This is a genomic window from Cellulomonas sp. McL0606, assembly GCF_058248365.1.
Map to the genome: position 1 here is coordinate 3,597,913 of NZ_CM177779.1, position 12,834 is coordinate 3,610,746.

10 protein-coding genes and 4 pseudogenes are annotated in these 12,834 nt (G+C 71.9%); 8 read left to right on the forward strand and 6 right to left on the reverse strand.

Translation table 11 applies throughout. The annotated features are described in order from the left end of the window. Nucleotides 1-124: 124 nt before the first annotated feature. A complete protein-coding gene (locus AC38ZX_RS18265) occupies nt 125-469 on the forward strand; it encodes a hypothetical protein (protein WP_491295419.1) in 345 nt (114 codons plus the stop codon). Nucleotides 470-545: 76 nt separating this feature from the next. On the opposite strand, the gene AC38ZX_RS18270 is transcribed toward AC38ZX_RS18265, so the two are convergent. Together AC38ZX_RS18270 and AC38ZX_RS18275 are read right to left on the reverse strand one after the other, a co-directional pair. Then, complete coding sequence (locus AC38ZX_RS18270; RefSeq protein ID WP_491295420.1) at nt 546-1,949, reverse strand: discoidin domain-containing protein; 1,404 nt, start codon at nt 1,947-1,949, stop codon at nt 546-548. Nucleotides 1,950-2,016: 67 nt separating this feature from the next. Then, nucleotides 2,017-2,499 (reverse strand): annotated as a pseudogene (locus AC38ZX_RS18275) (hypothetical protein); the annotation flags it as partial. Between the two features lie 215 nt (nt 2,500-2,714). On the opposite strand from AC38ZX_RS18275, the pseudogene AC38ZX_RS18280 reads away from it, so the two are divergent. Both AC38ZX_RS18280 and AC38ZX_RS18285 read left to right on the forward strand, forming a co-directional pair. Next, nucleotides 2,715-2,804: pseudogene (locus AC38ZX_RS18280) on the forward strand (LacI family DNA-binding transcriptional regulator); the annotation flags it as partial. An 88-nt stretch (nt 2,805-2,892) separates the two neighbouring features. After that, on the forward strand, nt 2,893-3,756 hold the full coding sequence (locus AC38ZX_RS18285) for a LacI family DNA-binding transcriptional regulator (protein WP_491295421.1): 864 nt from the start codon (nt 2,893-2,895) through the stop codon (nt 3,754-3,756). 17 nt (nt 3,757-3,773) lie between these two features. Here AC38ZX_RS18285 and AC38ZX_RS18290 read toward each other — a convergent pair whose 3' ends face one another. Together AC38ZX_RS18290 and AC38ZX_RS18295 are read right to left on the reverse strand one after the other, a co-directional pair. After that, nucleotides 3,774-4,409: a cysteine hydrolase family protein gene (locus AC38ZX_RS18290; protein ID WP_491295422.1), complete on the reverse strand. Its 636-nt coding sequence runs from the start codon at nt 4,407-4,409 to the stop codon at nt 3,774-3,776. Nucleotides 4,410-4,459: 50 nt separating this feature from the next. Then, a pseudogene (locus AC38ZX_RS18295) lies at nt 4,460-7,233 on the reverse strand (FAD-binding and (Fe-S)-binding domain-containing protein). Nucleotides 7,234-7,307: 74 nt separating this feature from the next. Here AC38ZX_RS18295 and AC38ZX_RS18300 point away from each other — a divergent pair. Beyond that, nucleotides 7,308-7,463 (forward strand): annotated as a pseudogene (locus AC38ZX_RS18300) (GntR family transcriptional regulator); the annotation flags it as partial. 125 nt (nt 7,464-7,588) lie between these two features. Further along, nucleotides 7,589-8,002: an FCD domain-containing protein gene (locus AC38ZX_RS18305; RefSeq protein WP_491295423.1), complete on the forward strand. Its 414-nt coding sequence runs from the start codon at nt 7,589-7,591 to the stop codon at nt 8,000-8,002. Nucleotides 8,003-8,005: 3 nt separating this feature from the next. Here AC38ZX_RS18305 and ppk2 read toward each other — a convergent pair whose 3' ends face one another. Continuing rightward, nucleotides 8,006-8,935 carry a polyphosphate kinase 2 gene (ppk2, locus tag AC38ZX_RS18310; RefSeq protein ID WP_426593218.1) on the reverse strand — a complete coding sequence of 310 codons (930 nt, stop codon included), beginning with the start codon at nt 8,933-8,935 and terminating at the stop codon, nt 8,006-8,008. 190 nt (nt 8,936-9,125) lie between these two features. Here ppk2 and AC38ZX_RS18315 point away from each other — a divergent pair, with 190 nt between their 5' ends. The 3 genes from AC38ZX_RS18315 (at nt 9,126) to AC38ZX_RS18325 (ending at nt 11,668) form a co-directional block, all read left to right on the forward strand. After that, nucleotides 9,126-9,338, forward strand: a complete 213-nt coding sequence (locus AC38ZX_RS18315; RefSeq protein WP_491295424.1) for a DUF7455 domain-containing protein — start codon at nt 9,126-9,128, stop codon at nt 9,336-9,338. A gap of 86 nt (nt 9,339-9,424) precedes the next feature. Next, entirely contained in the window at nt 9,425-10,639 is a 1,215-nt protein-coding gene (locus tag AC38ZX_RS18320; protein WP_426593220.1) for a cation:proton antiporter, read from the forward strand. Between the two features lie 108 nt (nt 10,640-10,747). Beyond that, on the forward strand, nt 10,748-11,668 hold the full coding sequence (locus AC38ZX_RS18325) for a hypothetical protein (protein ID WP_491295425.1): 921 nt from the start codon (nt 10,748-10,750) through the stop codon (nt 11,666-11,668). On the opposite strand, the gene AC38ZX_RS18330 is transcribed toward AC38ZX_RS18325, so the two are convergent. Then, a complete protein-coding gene (locus AC38ZX_RS18330) occupies nt 11,621-12,796 on the reverse strand; it encodes a hypothetical protein (RefSeq protein ID WP_426593222.1) in 1,176 nt (391 codons plus the stop codon). The two genes, AC38ZX_RS18325 and AC38ZX_RS18330, sit on opposite strands and share 48 nt — an antisense overlap. Nucleotides 12,797-12,834: the final 38 nt, after the last annotated feature.

Genomic DNA, 12,834 nt, shown 5'->3' on the forward strand with positions numbered 1-12,834 from the left:
ACCGGGTGCATACCGAGGGTGGCCGGATGGCATACCGGGCCGCCACACGGTTGGCCCATGACTACTCACCGAGCACGCCGCCCGCACGTCGAAACCCTCCTGACCTTCGAAGCTCGACCCGGCGGTGACGGCCGTGGACGAGCGCCATCCGCTACGGCCTGCCGGCCTGATCGGCGCCGGTGTGGTGCTGGCGCTCGCCGGCGTGCTCGTCACCGGCCTGGCGCAGTCGCCGTCGGCCGTTCCGGGTGCCGCGAGCCACACCACGACCCCGGCGGCCGACGTCCAGCGCTGTGCAACACCCCATCCGTGCACTCCGGCCGCGGAGGTCGCAATGAGTGAAGCATGGGCGCTGGAGACCCGGCGGCTCACGCCGTACTACGGCAGCATCCCGCCGTATCCGTCCACTCGGGGTACGGCCTCTGTCCATCGGCTGACGGGCAGCGGGCCGTCGTGGACGCGCGAGCCCTGAGGCGTCGGATCTCGCGCGTCCACGGTCACGAGCGATCCCGCGGTGGCCTGACCCGGAGCAGTTCTGACCCGGCCCGTCAGCGGTACAGCCGCAGGTCGGCGATCGACCACCAGTTGCCGGCGGTGGCTGTCGAGCCGACCTTCACGTAGCGGGCGAGCGTGACACCGACGTCGGCGGTGGTCAGCTGGCCGGTGCCGCTTCCGGACGCGGCGGTCCGCCAGTGCGTCCCGTCGAGACTGACGTCGACCTGCCAGCCGCGGGCGTAGTCGCCCGTGCTGTCGCCGGAGTCGATGGCGACCTGGCGGAACACCTTCGGGCGGCCGAGGTCGACCTGCAGGTACTGGCCGGGCGCCTGGCCGGTGCCCGACGACCACCGGGTCGAGGCGTCGCTCGTCGGGTCACCGTCGACGGCGAGGCCGGCGTCGGTGGGGTTCGACGAGGCGGTCGCGGTCGCTCCGGACAGGTCGAGCTCGGTGGTGCGGTCCCGCAGGACGCGCGACGCGGGCCAGGTGAACGTCGCCAGCGAGCCGCCCGGGAGGGTGTACTCGAAGGACTGGCCGCCCAGGGCGACCGCGAAGCTGCGCGGGTCGTCGTTCTCGTTGTGCACGACGAGGGCGGTGGAGCCGTCGGGGTTGCGGAACGCGACATCCATGATCTGGCCGTTCCAGCCGGTGGTGCCGAACGAGGTCGACGCGATGCGCTGCGCCCCCGGCTTCACGAACTTCGAGAGGTGCCCGATCGTGTAGTACTCGGCGTCGGTGCGCGTGGTGCCGTCGGCCAGGACGGTCAGCAGACCCGTGCAGGTGCTGCACCCGCCCAGGTGCGGGCCGCCGTCCTCGTTCAGGGCGATGTTCCAGTTCGTCGTGGTCTTCGCCCAGTTGCGGGTGGTGCCGATCGTGATCGTCCGGGCGTGCCACGTGAGCGTGCCGCGGAAGGTCTGCTCCGGGGTGTCCGTCGCGCCGTGCGAGCCCGAGCACTCGGTGAACCAGATGCCCTTGGTCGGGTACGCGTCGTGCAGGGCGGTCTGCGCGCTCGGGTCGCCGTAGTAGCAGTGGTAGGCGGTGCCGGCCACCCACTTCGCGGCCGGGCTGGCGAGCACCTGGTACGGGTAGTCGGTCGCCGGGTCCTCACCCGGGGGCGTCTTCGCCACGTCGTTCGGGTGCGTCTGCCAGTTGTGGTCGTAGGCGAGGATCTTCGTGCGCGGGCTGGCCTTCTTGAGCATCGGTCCGAGCGCCTCGATGACCTTGACCTCCTGCGCGACGGGCATGTCCGTGCCCGGGTAGGCGTCGGGCGTCCGGTTCTGCGGCTCGTTCTGGACCGACAGGAAGTCGATCGGCACGCCGGCTCTGGCGTACGCCTGGACGAACGCGACGAGGTAGCGGGCGTAGGCGTCGTAGATCGCCGGGTCGTCCTTGAGGCGGCCGCCGACGAGCGAGTCGCCGGTCTTCATCCACGCGGGCGGGCTCCACGGGGTCGCCATCACCGAGAAGCTGCGGGTTGAGCCGCTTGGCCTGGCGCAGCAGCGGGAGGATCTGCGCCTCGTCGTGCGCGACCGAGAAGTGCGCGAGCGGCAGGTCGGTCTGGCCCGCGGGCATGTCGTCGTAGGTCCAGTGCTCGGCCGCCGCGGTGAAGTCCGACGATCCGACCGGCTGCCGCAGGAAGCTGACGCCGATGCCCTGACGAGGGTCGAACAACGACGTCATCGCCTTGTCCCGCTCGGCCGGGGACAGCGCCGAGAGCACCGACGCGGAGGAGTCCGTGATGGAGGCCCCGAAGCCGTCCATCGTCTGGAAGGTCTGGTCCGGGTCGACGACGATCGTCGCGAGGTCCGACGATCCGGCGGCGAACGCGACGGGGGCACGCTGGTGCAGGAGCTCGGCGCGGTCGGGGGTGGTGACCCAGACCTGTGCCTGGACGGTGGGATCGCCGTGGCCGGGCCGCCCGCCGGTCGCCTGGGCCGCCGCCGCGGGGATCAGCAGTGCACCGGAGGCGGCCGTGGCCACCGCGATGCGCAGGAGGTTCCGTCTCATCGTGCACTCCTCGTCGAGTCGCACCCGAGGCCTCGTCGCCCCGGGCGGGATGCTGCGTCACCGGCCGGGACACCTCGTTGAGACCGACCGATGGAACAGATGTAACGCACCTCCGACGGTGCGAAACACGCAACGCGGTACAGTCCGCGCGTACCGGACAGCACAGGACGTCGAGCGCGCGCTGTCAACCGGAGCGCTGAAACGGAGCATGAAACATGACCAAGGAGCCGGGCCCGCGCTCGACGGTCCGGGACGTCGCGGCGTCGACCGGGGTGTCCATCGCCACGGTGTCTCGGGTGCTCAACGGCCACCCCAACGTCGCCGCCGGGACCCGCGACCTGGTGCTGCGCGCGGTGGGCGAAGCTGGGCCCGCGTGCGCCGCTCGCCCGCGCGGTGCCGACCGAGCGCTCCGGGCCCGTGTTCGTGCGGTGCCCGTACGTCCTGACCGACTACTTCGGGCTCGTCGTGTCCGCGGTCGCCGAGACGCTCGAGCTGCACGGGCGCGCCGTCCTGCTCGACGCGGGCGAGGTCGCACAGGCCACGCACCCGCTGCTCGGCCTGGCCGGCCGGCCCGACGTCGCGGGCGCGGTCCTCGTCCTGCCGCCCGAACGCCCCGCCGAGCTGGCCGCGCTGCGCCGTACCGGGTTCCCGTTCGTCGTCGTCGACCCGCGCACCCCGCCCCCGCCGGACGTCGCCGCCGTCTCGGCCGCGCACGGAGCCGGTGCTCGGCGGGTCACGGCCCACCTGCTCGAGCTGGGTCACCGCCGGATCGGGGTGATCGGGGGCCCGCGCGAGTGGTCCGCCGCGGTCGAGCGGCAGGCCGGCCACGCGGCCGCGATGGTGCACGCGGGCCTCATGCCCCCGCCCGAGCTGCACCGTTCCATCGAGCCGACCACCGACGCCGGCCACCGGGCCGCGGCCGAGCTGCTCGACCTGCCCGAGCGGCCCACGGCGCTGGTCTGCTTCAACGACAAGGTGGCAATCGGTGCTCTGCACGCCGCCGCCGAGCGCGGTCTGGCGGTCCCCGACGACCTGTCCGTGACCGGGTTCGACGACTCCGACGTGGCCCGCGCGTCGGTGCCGCAGCTGACGACTGCCCGGCAGCCGCTCGCCGAGATGGGCCGGATCGCGGTCGGCCTGCTCGTGCGCCTGATGGCTCGCCACAAGGTCGACGCGCTGCACGTCGAGCTCGCGACGGAGCTGGTGGTCCGCGGGTCGACGGGACCCGCCCCGAGGAGCGGCGGCCCGGTGGCGTGACCGGACCGCCGGCGCGCTCAGTACCCGCGCGAGGAGTCGGCAGTGACGGGCGCGCCGCGCAGGGTGGCTACGTACTCGTCGGTCGTCATCGGCTTGGAGAACATCGGGTAGTCGTAGGTGATCGCGTTGTCGTGCTCGGCCTGCGAGGTCGCGCCGACGGCGTCGGTCAGGGTGATGACCTCGAAGCCCTTCTCGTACGCCGAGCGCATGGTGGACTCGACGCAGCAGTTGGTCAGGAAGCCCGCCAGCACGACGGTGGTGATGCCCTTGGACCGCAGGATAAAGTCGAGGTTCGTCGACCCGAACGCGTCCAGACCGCGCTTGCCCTCGACGACGATGTCGCCGTCAGCCGGTGCGACGTCCGCGACGAAGTCCGCGCCCCACGAGCCCTTGACGAACGCGTTGGAGTCCACGACGCCCTTGAGGATCCCGTACGGGTGCGCGGTGATCTCTCCGTAGCCGGCCTGGAACGCGATCGGGCTGTGGATCACGGTGGCGCCGGCGGCACGGGTGGCCTCGAGCGCGGTCGCGGCGTGGGCGAGCATGTCGGTGCTCGCCATCACGGCCTCGACGGCGCCGTGCAGCACCCCGCCCTCGGTGGTGAAGTCGTTCTGGAACTCGATCAGGACGAGTGCCGTGGTGTCCGGGTTCATCTCTGCTCCTTTGCTGGACATGCGATAACGGACGGAACGGATGGTGCAGATCAGGGGAGGGCCTGCTCGGCCAGCAGCTCGACGACGTGCCGGTAGGTGGCGCCCGTGGCTCGCGTCATGCCCAGCTCGCAGGTGCGGTTGCAGCTAGCGTGCGCTTGCGCGTCGAGGCTGACAACCTCGGCGGCCTCGCGCCGGGTGGCCGACGCGGCAGCTCCGGGTGGAGCATCCCGCGGTCGCCGGCGAACGCGCAGCAGCCCCAGTCGAGGGGCACCGTGACGCTCTGCGCGACCGCCGAGGCGACGGTCATCAGTGCGGGGTCCAGGCCGAGCTGGGTGGACGAGCAGGTCGGGTGCACCGTCAGCGTGGACAGCCGCTCGTACGGTCCGAGCACGGGCAGGACGCGGTCGGCGACGAAGGCCACGACGTCGATGACCTCGAGCTCGTCGCCGAGCAGGTGCCGGAAGCCCTCGGTGCACGACGAGGCGTCGCAGACGATCGGCAGCGTCCCGCCGTCGGTGGCCTCGCGGACCACCGGCAGCACGCGTGCGCGCATGGCCTCGTGGCCCGCGGCGACGCCCTTGGACGACCAGGGCGTGCCGCAGCAGAGGGCGTCGATCCCGTCGGGAACCAGCACCGTGAGACCGGCCGCGGCGCACAGGTCCTCGAACGCCACCTGGACCCCGCGGCCCTGCGCCGGGCCGAACATGACGTTCACGCACGAGGGCAGGTACACCGCGTCGGGCGACGACGAGGGTCGGGGCCGGCGCCGGGGCGCGCCGCCGCGCGGAAGGTCGGGGGTCCATCCCGGGACGGTGTCAGCGCCGAGCACGGCGCGGCCGAGAGAGGTGACCGCCGGCACCAGTGGGCCTGGCAGGGCGTCGGAAAGCGACAGTGCCGACGAGGCGAGCGACGTGGTGGTCCCCCAGTGCTTGGCGGCGGCGGTCCACACCAGGGCCGTCGGCGCGGGCAGGTTCTCGCGGCGCAGCGTCTTGACCAGCAGACCCGTGTTGATGCCGACCGGGCACGCCGTGCCGCACATGCCGTCGACCGCGCAGGTGTCCACCCCGGGGTACTCGTACGCCCGCTCGAGCCGTTCGGCCGTCGCCGTGTCCCCGCTCAGCTCCGCGCTGCGGATGTCGCGCCGGAGCACGATGCGCTGGCGCGGGGTCAGCGTCAGGTCGCGCGACGGGCAGACGGGTTCGCAGTAGCCGCACTCGACGCAGCGGTCGACCTCCGCCTCGATCGGCGGCGCGAGCTTGATGTGCCGCAGGTGGGCGTCCGGGTCGTCGGAGAGCAGGACGCCCGGGTTGAGCAGCCCGCGCGGGTCGAACAGCCGCTTGATCTCGCGCATCACGTCGTAGAGCTCGTCGCCGTACTGCCGACGGACGAACGGCGCCATGATCCGGCCCGTGCCGTGCTCCGCCTTGAGCGATCCCCCGTTGTCCAGCACGAGCGAGACCAGGTCCTGCGTGAAGCCGGCGTACCGGGCCAGCTGCTCGCTCGTCTCGAACCGGTCGGTGAGCATGAAGTGGAGGTTGCCGTCCTTGGCGTGCCCGAAGATGACGGCGTCCTCGTACGCGTACCGGGCGAACAGCGTCGTCAGCGACGCGCACGTGTCCGCGAGCCGCTCGACCGGGACGACGACGTCCTCGAGCAGGGCGGTCGTGCCGCTGCGGCGCGCGCCGGCCACCGACGTGTAGAGGCCCTTGCGCAGCTTCCAGAGCGCGGCGCGGGCGACGGGGTCACTGGTCAGGTCGGCGTCGCCCAGCCTCGGAGCAGCCGAACCGACCAGGTCCGCGAGCTCGGCGGCCGTCGTCGCCTGGTACTCCACCAGCAGCGCGGCCTGCCGGTCCACGGTGAGCGCGGCGACCTCCCGCGGGCAGTCGGGCAGGCCCTGCCCCACCCGCAACGAGGTGGCGTCCATGAGCTCGAGGGTCGCGGCACCGGTGGCCACCAGGCCCGGCAGCGCGCGGCTGGCCGAGCCGAGATCGTCGAAGACGAGCAGCGCGGTGGCGGCGTGCGCGCGCAGGGGGACCGTGCGGAACGTCGCGGAGGCGACGAAGGCGAGCGTCCCCTCGCTGCCGACGACGAGGTGGGCGAGCATCTGCGGCACGGTGTCGAAGTCGAGCAGGGCGTTGATCCCGTAGCCCATGGTGTTCTTCATCGAGAACTGCCGCGTGATCGTGGCGACCGACGACGGGTTGTCGAGCACACGGCGGCGCAGCGCGTGCAACCCCGCGTAGAGGTCGGGCTCGAGCGTCCGCAGCAGCGAGTCGGCTTCGGGAGCACCCGTGTCGACCACGGTGCCGGACGGCAGGACCGCGACCAGCGACTCGAGGGTGCGGTAGCTGTTCTCGGCCGTGCCGCACGCCATGCCCGAGGAGTTGTTGGCCACCACCCCGCCGATCGTGCAGGCGACCTCGCTGGCGGGGTCGGGGCCGAGCTTGCGGCCGTGCCGGGCCAGCCGCGCGTTCAGGTGCCGGACCGTGACGCCCGGCTGCACTCGGACGCGAGCGCCGTCGTCGAGCACCTCGGTGCGCTGGAAGTGGCGACGCACGTCGACCAGCACGCCGTCGCCGCCCGCCTGCCCGGACAGGCTGGTCCCGCCCGACCGGAACGTCAGCGGCACCCCCGCCGCCGCGGTCTCGCGCAGCAGCCGGCCCACCTCGTCGGCGGTGCGCGGGGCGACGACCGCCCGCGGGACCAGCAGCACGTGGGAGGCGTCGTGCGCGAGGGCCCGCAGGCTGAGCTCGTCGGTGCGGACCTGCGCGGCGTCGGCGACGCATCCCGCCAGCAGGGCGGAGAGCGAGTCCGGCGTCGGCATCACCCTCAGATTGTCGGACAAGTAGACTCAACTGACAACCCTTAGGCTGTCGACGACGCGACGAGAGGATGGCGATGGCGCGCGGGATCGTGGTGACCAGCCTGGTCGACGCCGTCGTCGACGACCTGCGCACGCTCGTCGTGACCGGCGCGCTCGCGCCCGGCACCCCGCTCACCGAGCTGGACGTGGCCACCCGCTACGACGTGGCCCGGGCCAGCGCACGCGCCGCGATCGAACGGCTCACGGCCGAGAAGGTGCTGGTCCGGAACAACCACAAGACGGCACGCGTGGTGGGCTCCTCGGTCCCGACGACGTCCGCGACATCTACCGCACGCGCACCTACCTGGAGTCCGAGGTGCTGCGCCGGCTTGCCGACGAACGCCGCGTGCCCGCCACGGCGCGGGAGGCCAACGCCGAGATCGCCACGCTCTGGGCCGGCGGTTCCTACGCGGTCGTGGAGCCCGACATGCGGTTCCACACCAGCCTCATCGACGCCCTGGGCAGCACCCGGACCAGCGCGATGTACCACTCGCTCGCGTTCGAGGTGAAGCTCTGCATGGCTCAGCTGCAGGGCCGCCAACGGCTCAGCCCCGAGATCATCGTGGCCGAGCACGCGCGGCTGCTGGAGCTCATCGAGGCCGGGGACGCCCCCGGGGCCGCCCGCATGCTCGACGAGCACCTCGCTCGCGCACGCGAGCTGCTCGCGGCGTCGCTCGGCGGCGAGGCCGGTCCCGAGGCGTTCGTGCGGTCGTCGGCGCTGCCCGCCTGAGGCTCAGTCGCCCACCGTGTGCCGGCCGCGCTGGACGATCAGCGGGTCGACCTCGCCGATGACGTCCTCGTCCTTGCCCTCGTAGTCGAACTGGCAGAGGAAGTGGCGCATCGCGTTGAGCCGAGCGCGCTTCTTGTCGTTGCTGCGGACCGAGATCCACGGCGACGGGTCGGTGTCGGTGCCCGCGAACATCGCCTCCTTCGCGGCGGAGTACTGCTCCCAGCGGTCGAGCGACTCGAGGTCCATCGGCGAGAGCTTCCAGCGGCGGACCGGGTCGATCTGCCGGATCGCGAAGCGCGTGCGCTGCTCGCGGCGGGTGACCGAGAACCAGAACTTGGTCAGGTGGGTGCCGTCGTCGACGATCAGCCGCTCGAACTCCGGGGCCTGCCGCATGAACGACGCGTACTCGTCGTCGGAGCAGAACCCCATCACCCGCTCGACGCCGGCGCGGTTGTACCAGGACCGGTCGAACAGCACGATCTCCCCGGCCGTCGGGAAGTGCTCGACGTACCTCTGGAAGTACCACTGGCCCTGTTCGGTGGTGGTGGGCTTGGTCAGCGCCACGACGCGGGCGGCGCGCGGGTTCAGGTGCTCCATGAACCGCTTGATCGTGCCGCCCTTGCCGGCCGCGTCCCGGCCCTCGAACACGATGATGTGGCGCTCGCCCGTCTCCTCAGCCCAGTACTGCAGCTTGAGCAGCTCGATCTGGAGGCGGTACTTGGCCTCCTCGTAGACGTCGCGATCCATCAGCTCTTCGTACGGGTAGTCCTCGCGCCAGGTCTCGACGGCCTTGCCACCCGGGTCGATCAGCACCGGGTCGGCGCCCTCGCCGCCGGACACGCTGTAGCCCTCGGCCACCAGCCGGTCGATGTACTCGCGCAGGTTGTCCTCGGCATCCGGTCGGTAGCCGTCGAGATCGAGCGTCGAGTCCATCGCAGCCTCCTGAGGGCGGGTCGTTTTCGACTGTACCGACGTTGTTCCGCGCCGGACACGCGTCCGGCGCGAACCTCGCGTGAACGACCGCGGCCGCACGGAGAACGGTCGTCGGCCCCACCGGCTACGCGCAGAGCGAACCACCCCGTCCCGCGGGCATCGAACCGGCATCCCGTGCGTTGACGCGGACATGAACGAGACGATGACGCAACCACTGACCGTTGCCGACCGCTGCGACCGCTGCGGCGCACGGGCCTACGTACGGGTCTTCCTGCCGGCTGGAGAGCTCCTGTTCTGCGGCCACCACGCCCGGGAGCACGCGTCGAAGTTCACTGAGCTGGCCGTCCACGTCCAGGACGAGACCGCCCGCCTGCACACGGAGTTCGCGGGCGCGAGCGTCTGACCTGAGCCGCGCGGCTCAGGAAGCGATCAGCGCCCACGCGACGGGGCCCTCGGGCGTCGTCGCGTAGGCGCGGACATGATGTCCCCATGGAACTCGCGTTCACGGGCGGCATCGCCGCGATCGTCCTGTTCGGCGTCGTCGGCCAGCTTCTGGGCAAGGCCACGCGCATCCCGTCGATCATCCTGCTGCTGCTCCTCGGGCTGCTGGTCGGCCCGGTACTCGGTTGGGTTGACCCGGACGCGCTCCTCGGGGACGACCTCTTCCCGCTCGTCTCGATGGCGGTCGCACTCCTGCTGTTCGAGGAGTCGCTGAAGCTCGACTTCTCCCGGTTGCAGGGCGGCGCCCGACGCCCTGTTCTCGGCCTGGTCACCGTCGGCGCGCTGATCACCGGCGTCGGTGCCTCGTTGCTGACGTACTGGGTGTTCGACCTGCCACCCGTCCGGGCAGCGGTGATCGGAGCGATCCTCATCGTGTCCGGACCCACCGTCGTCGGGCCCCTGCTCGCGGTGATCAAGCCGAAGCAGCCGCTCGAGTCGGTGCTCGCGTTCGAGGGCATCTTCATCGACCCGATCGGCGCGACCGTCGCGCTCGGCATCACCAACATCGCCCTGCACGAGCACCCGCAGGGGCTCCTCAAGACAGGCCTGACGGGGATCGCGGTCGGCGTCGTCACCGCGGCGGTGTACGTCGCGCTCATCCGGTTCGCGCGCGTGCCCCGCTCGATGGAGGTGGTCCTCGGCGTCGCTCTGGCGCTGACCGCGTTCGCCTGCGCGGAGGCGATGTACGAGGAGTCAGGCCTCTGGGCGGCGACCGCCCTGGGCGTCACGCTGGCGAACCAGAAGTTCATCGGGCTCGACGCGCTGCACGAGTTCGGCAGCCACGTCGGCGTGCTGGTGATCGGCTCGCTGTTCATCGTGCTGGCCGCCCGCGTGGACCTGCACGAGCTGATCACGTACGCCCCGGCCACGCTCGGGCTCGTCGCGCTGCTCGTCCTCGTCCTGCGCCCGGTCGCCGCCTGGACCGCCACGACGAGAACCGTGCTGTCCCGACGAGAGCGCGTGATGGTCGGCTGGATGGCGCCCCGCGGCATCGTCGCCGCGTCCACCGCCAGCCTGTTCGCGCTGCAGTTCGAGGAGGCCGGCAAGCCGTTCCCGCAGCTGGTGCCCGTCGTGTTCGGCGTGGTGCTGGCCACCGCGGTCGTCTACGGGTTCACCGGCCCGCTCGTGGCCGGCCGGCTCGGCGTCCGGTCCGACGTCACCACCCCGGTCGACGCCGACGGCATCCCCGTCCCGGACGCGTGAGCCTCGAGAACGACTGGTTCGTCCGTCGGGACCGGGTTGAGCGGACCACCCGACGGCAGTCGTGGCGAAACCTCCGCGCAGCCGACAGACGACCCCTAGGTTGGGCGCATGGCGGACCTGCGCGGGCGCGACCGATGGGTCTGGTGGCTCGCCCAGGCCGCCTCGGTCGTCGCCGTGGCCGTCTGGGCGCTGGCTCGTGCTCTCGACCTCGGGGCGAACGGGGACGGGCCGTTTCTGCTCGTCGTGGCGACCGTCGTGGTCGTCGCCTCGGTCGGCGTCGCATGGCGGCCACGGCGAGCCGCGCGGTTCGCCTGGCTCTACGCCGTGCCCGCGACCCTCGCCTCCTGGGCGTGGCTGTCCGGCACGAACGCCGGCCCTGCTTACTTCCTGACGGTCCAGGTCGGAACGGCGTCGGCCCTCCCTGCCCTGCCTGCCTTCGACCCGAGCCCGCTCGACAACGTCCCCGGGTCCGCCGGCACCGCGGTCATCGCGCTCCTGGTCGGGCTGCTGTGGACGCTCGCGACGTTCGGACTGGTGGCGCTCGTGCGCGATGCCCGGCCGGGCACCGGCAGCATGCACGTCCTGGCGGTCGTCGCGTCGGTCCTCTCGGTGTCGCTCTACGCCGGACCCGCACTTCGGCACCTCCACACAGGGCTCGTCGGGCTCTACGCCCCGGCGCCGGCCGGTACCGCGCTCGCCGCCCCGGCCGTCGCGACGCTCCTGATCGCGACCGGTGGCGCCGTCGTCGCGTCCCGCAACCGCGTCCCGGCTCGCGCGGGCGCCTACCTGCTGCCCGCCGTGGCGCTGACGTGGCTGGTCTCGACGGCGGGGGTCGACACGGTACGGGTTCTCGTCGTCGCAGAACGCGGGCCCGACGTGGGTCGATGCGCTGCCGTGGACCGCGGCCCGCATCTGCACCGTGGCGCTCCTCCTCATCGCCTGGGTCCTCGCCGTCCGCGGCCTGCGTGCGCTCCTGGTGCGCTATCGGCCGCCCACCGCGGTCGAGGAGCGCACATCGTCGTGAGGTGACGGACCCGCCGGCACGATCGCCTCACGACGGGCCGCGTACCGGTCGTACAGCGTGACGATCAGCGCCACGATGTACGCGAAGAGCAGCACGTCCCCCACGGAGATGTCGGCCGAGCCACGGCTGGCGAACGCCGCGAAGACGAGCATGGCCACGAGGCTGATGACGGTGTTGATGACCACCTGGACGCCGAGGTTCGCGGCCGTGGTCCGGCCGGCCCGGGTCCGCCACACCGACACCCCGGCGTGCACGAGCACGACCGCGCCGACGACGACGAACGCGACCCACGACCGGACGTCGAGCAGCGGCCACGACTCGAGCACGATGAGCGAGACCAGGCCGGCGAGCGCGATCTTCTCGAGCACGTGCGCCGTGCCGCGGGGGGCCACCGCGATCGGGCCGGTGGGCAGCCAGCCGACGCGGCGGCTGATGACGTCGGCGTCGACGGTGAACGGCCAGGCGGCCGGGGGCAGGCGGCGCGAGAGGCGCCAGCCGACGACAACGATCGCGACGAGCAGCACGACCAGGCCGATCACCACCCCGGGGCGGGCGTCCCAGGCCGCGGACCAGGGGTCGGTGGTCTCGATGCCGAGGACCTTCGTCTTGAACTCGTCCGTGAAGTCCAGCTGGGCGACGTGGATCCACCACTCCTGCGGCAGCTTGATGAAGATCCAGATGAGCGCGGCGGTCCAGACGAAGGCCTTCTTGGAGAGCGTGCCGGCGTCCCAGCGGGTGCGGACCACCTCGATGGCGATGACGAAGTACTCGAAGGTGTTGGGGAACACCATGAGCATCCAGCGGTACCCGGTGAGCTCGAACGCGAGAACGCCGACCAGCCGGTAGTACCAGAGCGCCGCGGCCACCCCGACCGCGAACGGGTTGCGCCAGTTCCGCATCACCGCCAGGTACGCGATGGTCAGGTAGTAGATGTCCAGCGCCTTGTCATAGGACTGGTAGTTGTCCAGGGGCAGGTCGGTGTACGTCGCGAAGATCGTCTGGTCGAGACCGTCGATGACGAGCGCGGCCAGGATGGCGGGCAGCGGGAACTTCGGGATGAACAACGGCACGATCAGTCGCAGGCCGACGATCACCAGGAAGATCGACCAGTCGTGCGCGGAAGCGTTCGCCATGCGCGCACTCTGCCAGACGCGCAGGTCAACGCGTGAAG

Excerpts from the sequence above, each read along its gene's own strand:
- AC38ZX_RS18325 (WP_491295425.1), top strand. The coding sequence starts at position 10,748 with ATGGCGGACCTGCGCGGGCGCGACCGATGGGTCTGGTGGCTCGCCCAG.
- ppk2 (WP_426593218.1), bottom strand. The coding sequence starts at position 8,935 with ATGGACTCGACGCTCGATCTCGACGGCTACCGACCGGATGCCGAGGAC.
- AC38ZX_RS18330 (WP_426593222.1), bottom strand. The coding sequence starts at position 12,796 with ATGGCGAACGCTTCCGCGCACGACTGGTCGATCTTCCTGGTGATCGTC.
- AC38ZX_RS18270 (WP_491295420.1), bottom strand. The coding sequence starts at position 1,949 with ATGGCGACCCCGTGGAGCCCGCCCGCGTGGATGAAGACCGGCGACTCG.
- AC38ZX_RS18320 (WP_426593220.1), top strand. The coding sequence starts at position 9,425 with ATGGAACTCGCGTTCACGGGCGGCATCGCCGCGATCGTCCTGTTCGGC.
- AC38ZX_RS18290 (WP_491295422.1), bottom strand. The coding sequence starts at position 4,409 with ATGAACCCGGACACCACGGCACTCGTCCTGATCGAGTTCCAGAACGAC.
- AC38ZX_RS18315 (WP_491295424.1), top strand. The coding sequence starts at position 9,126 with ATGAACGAGACGATGACGCAACCACTGACCGTTGCCGACCGCTGCGAC.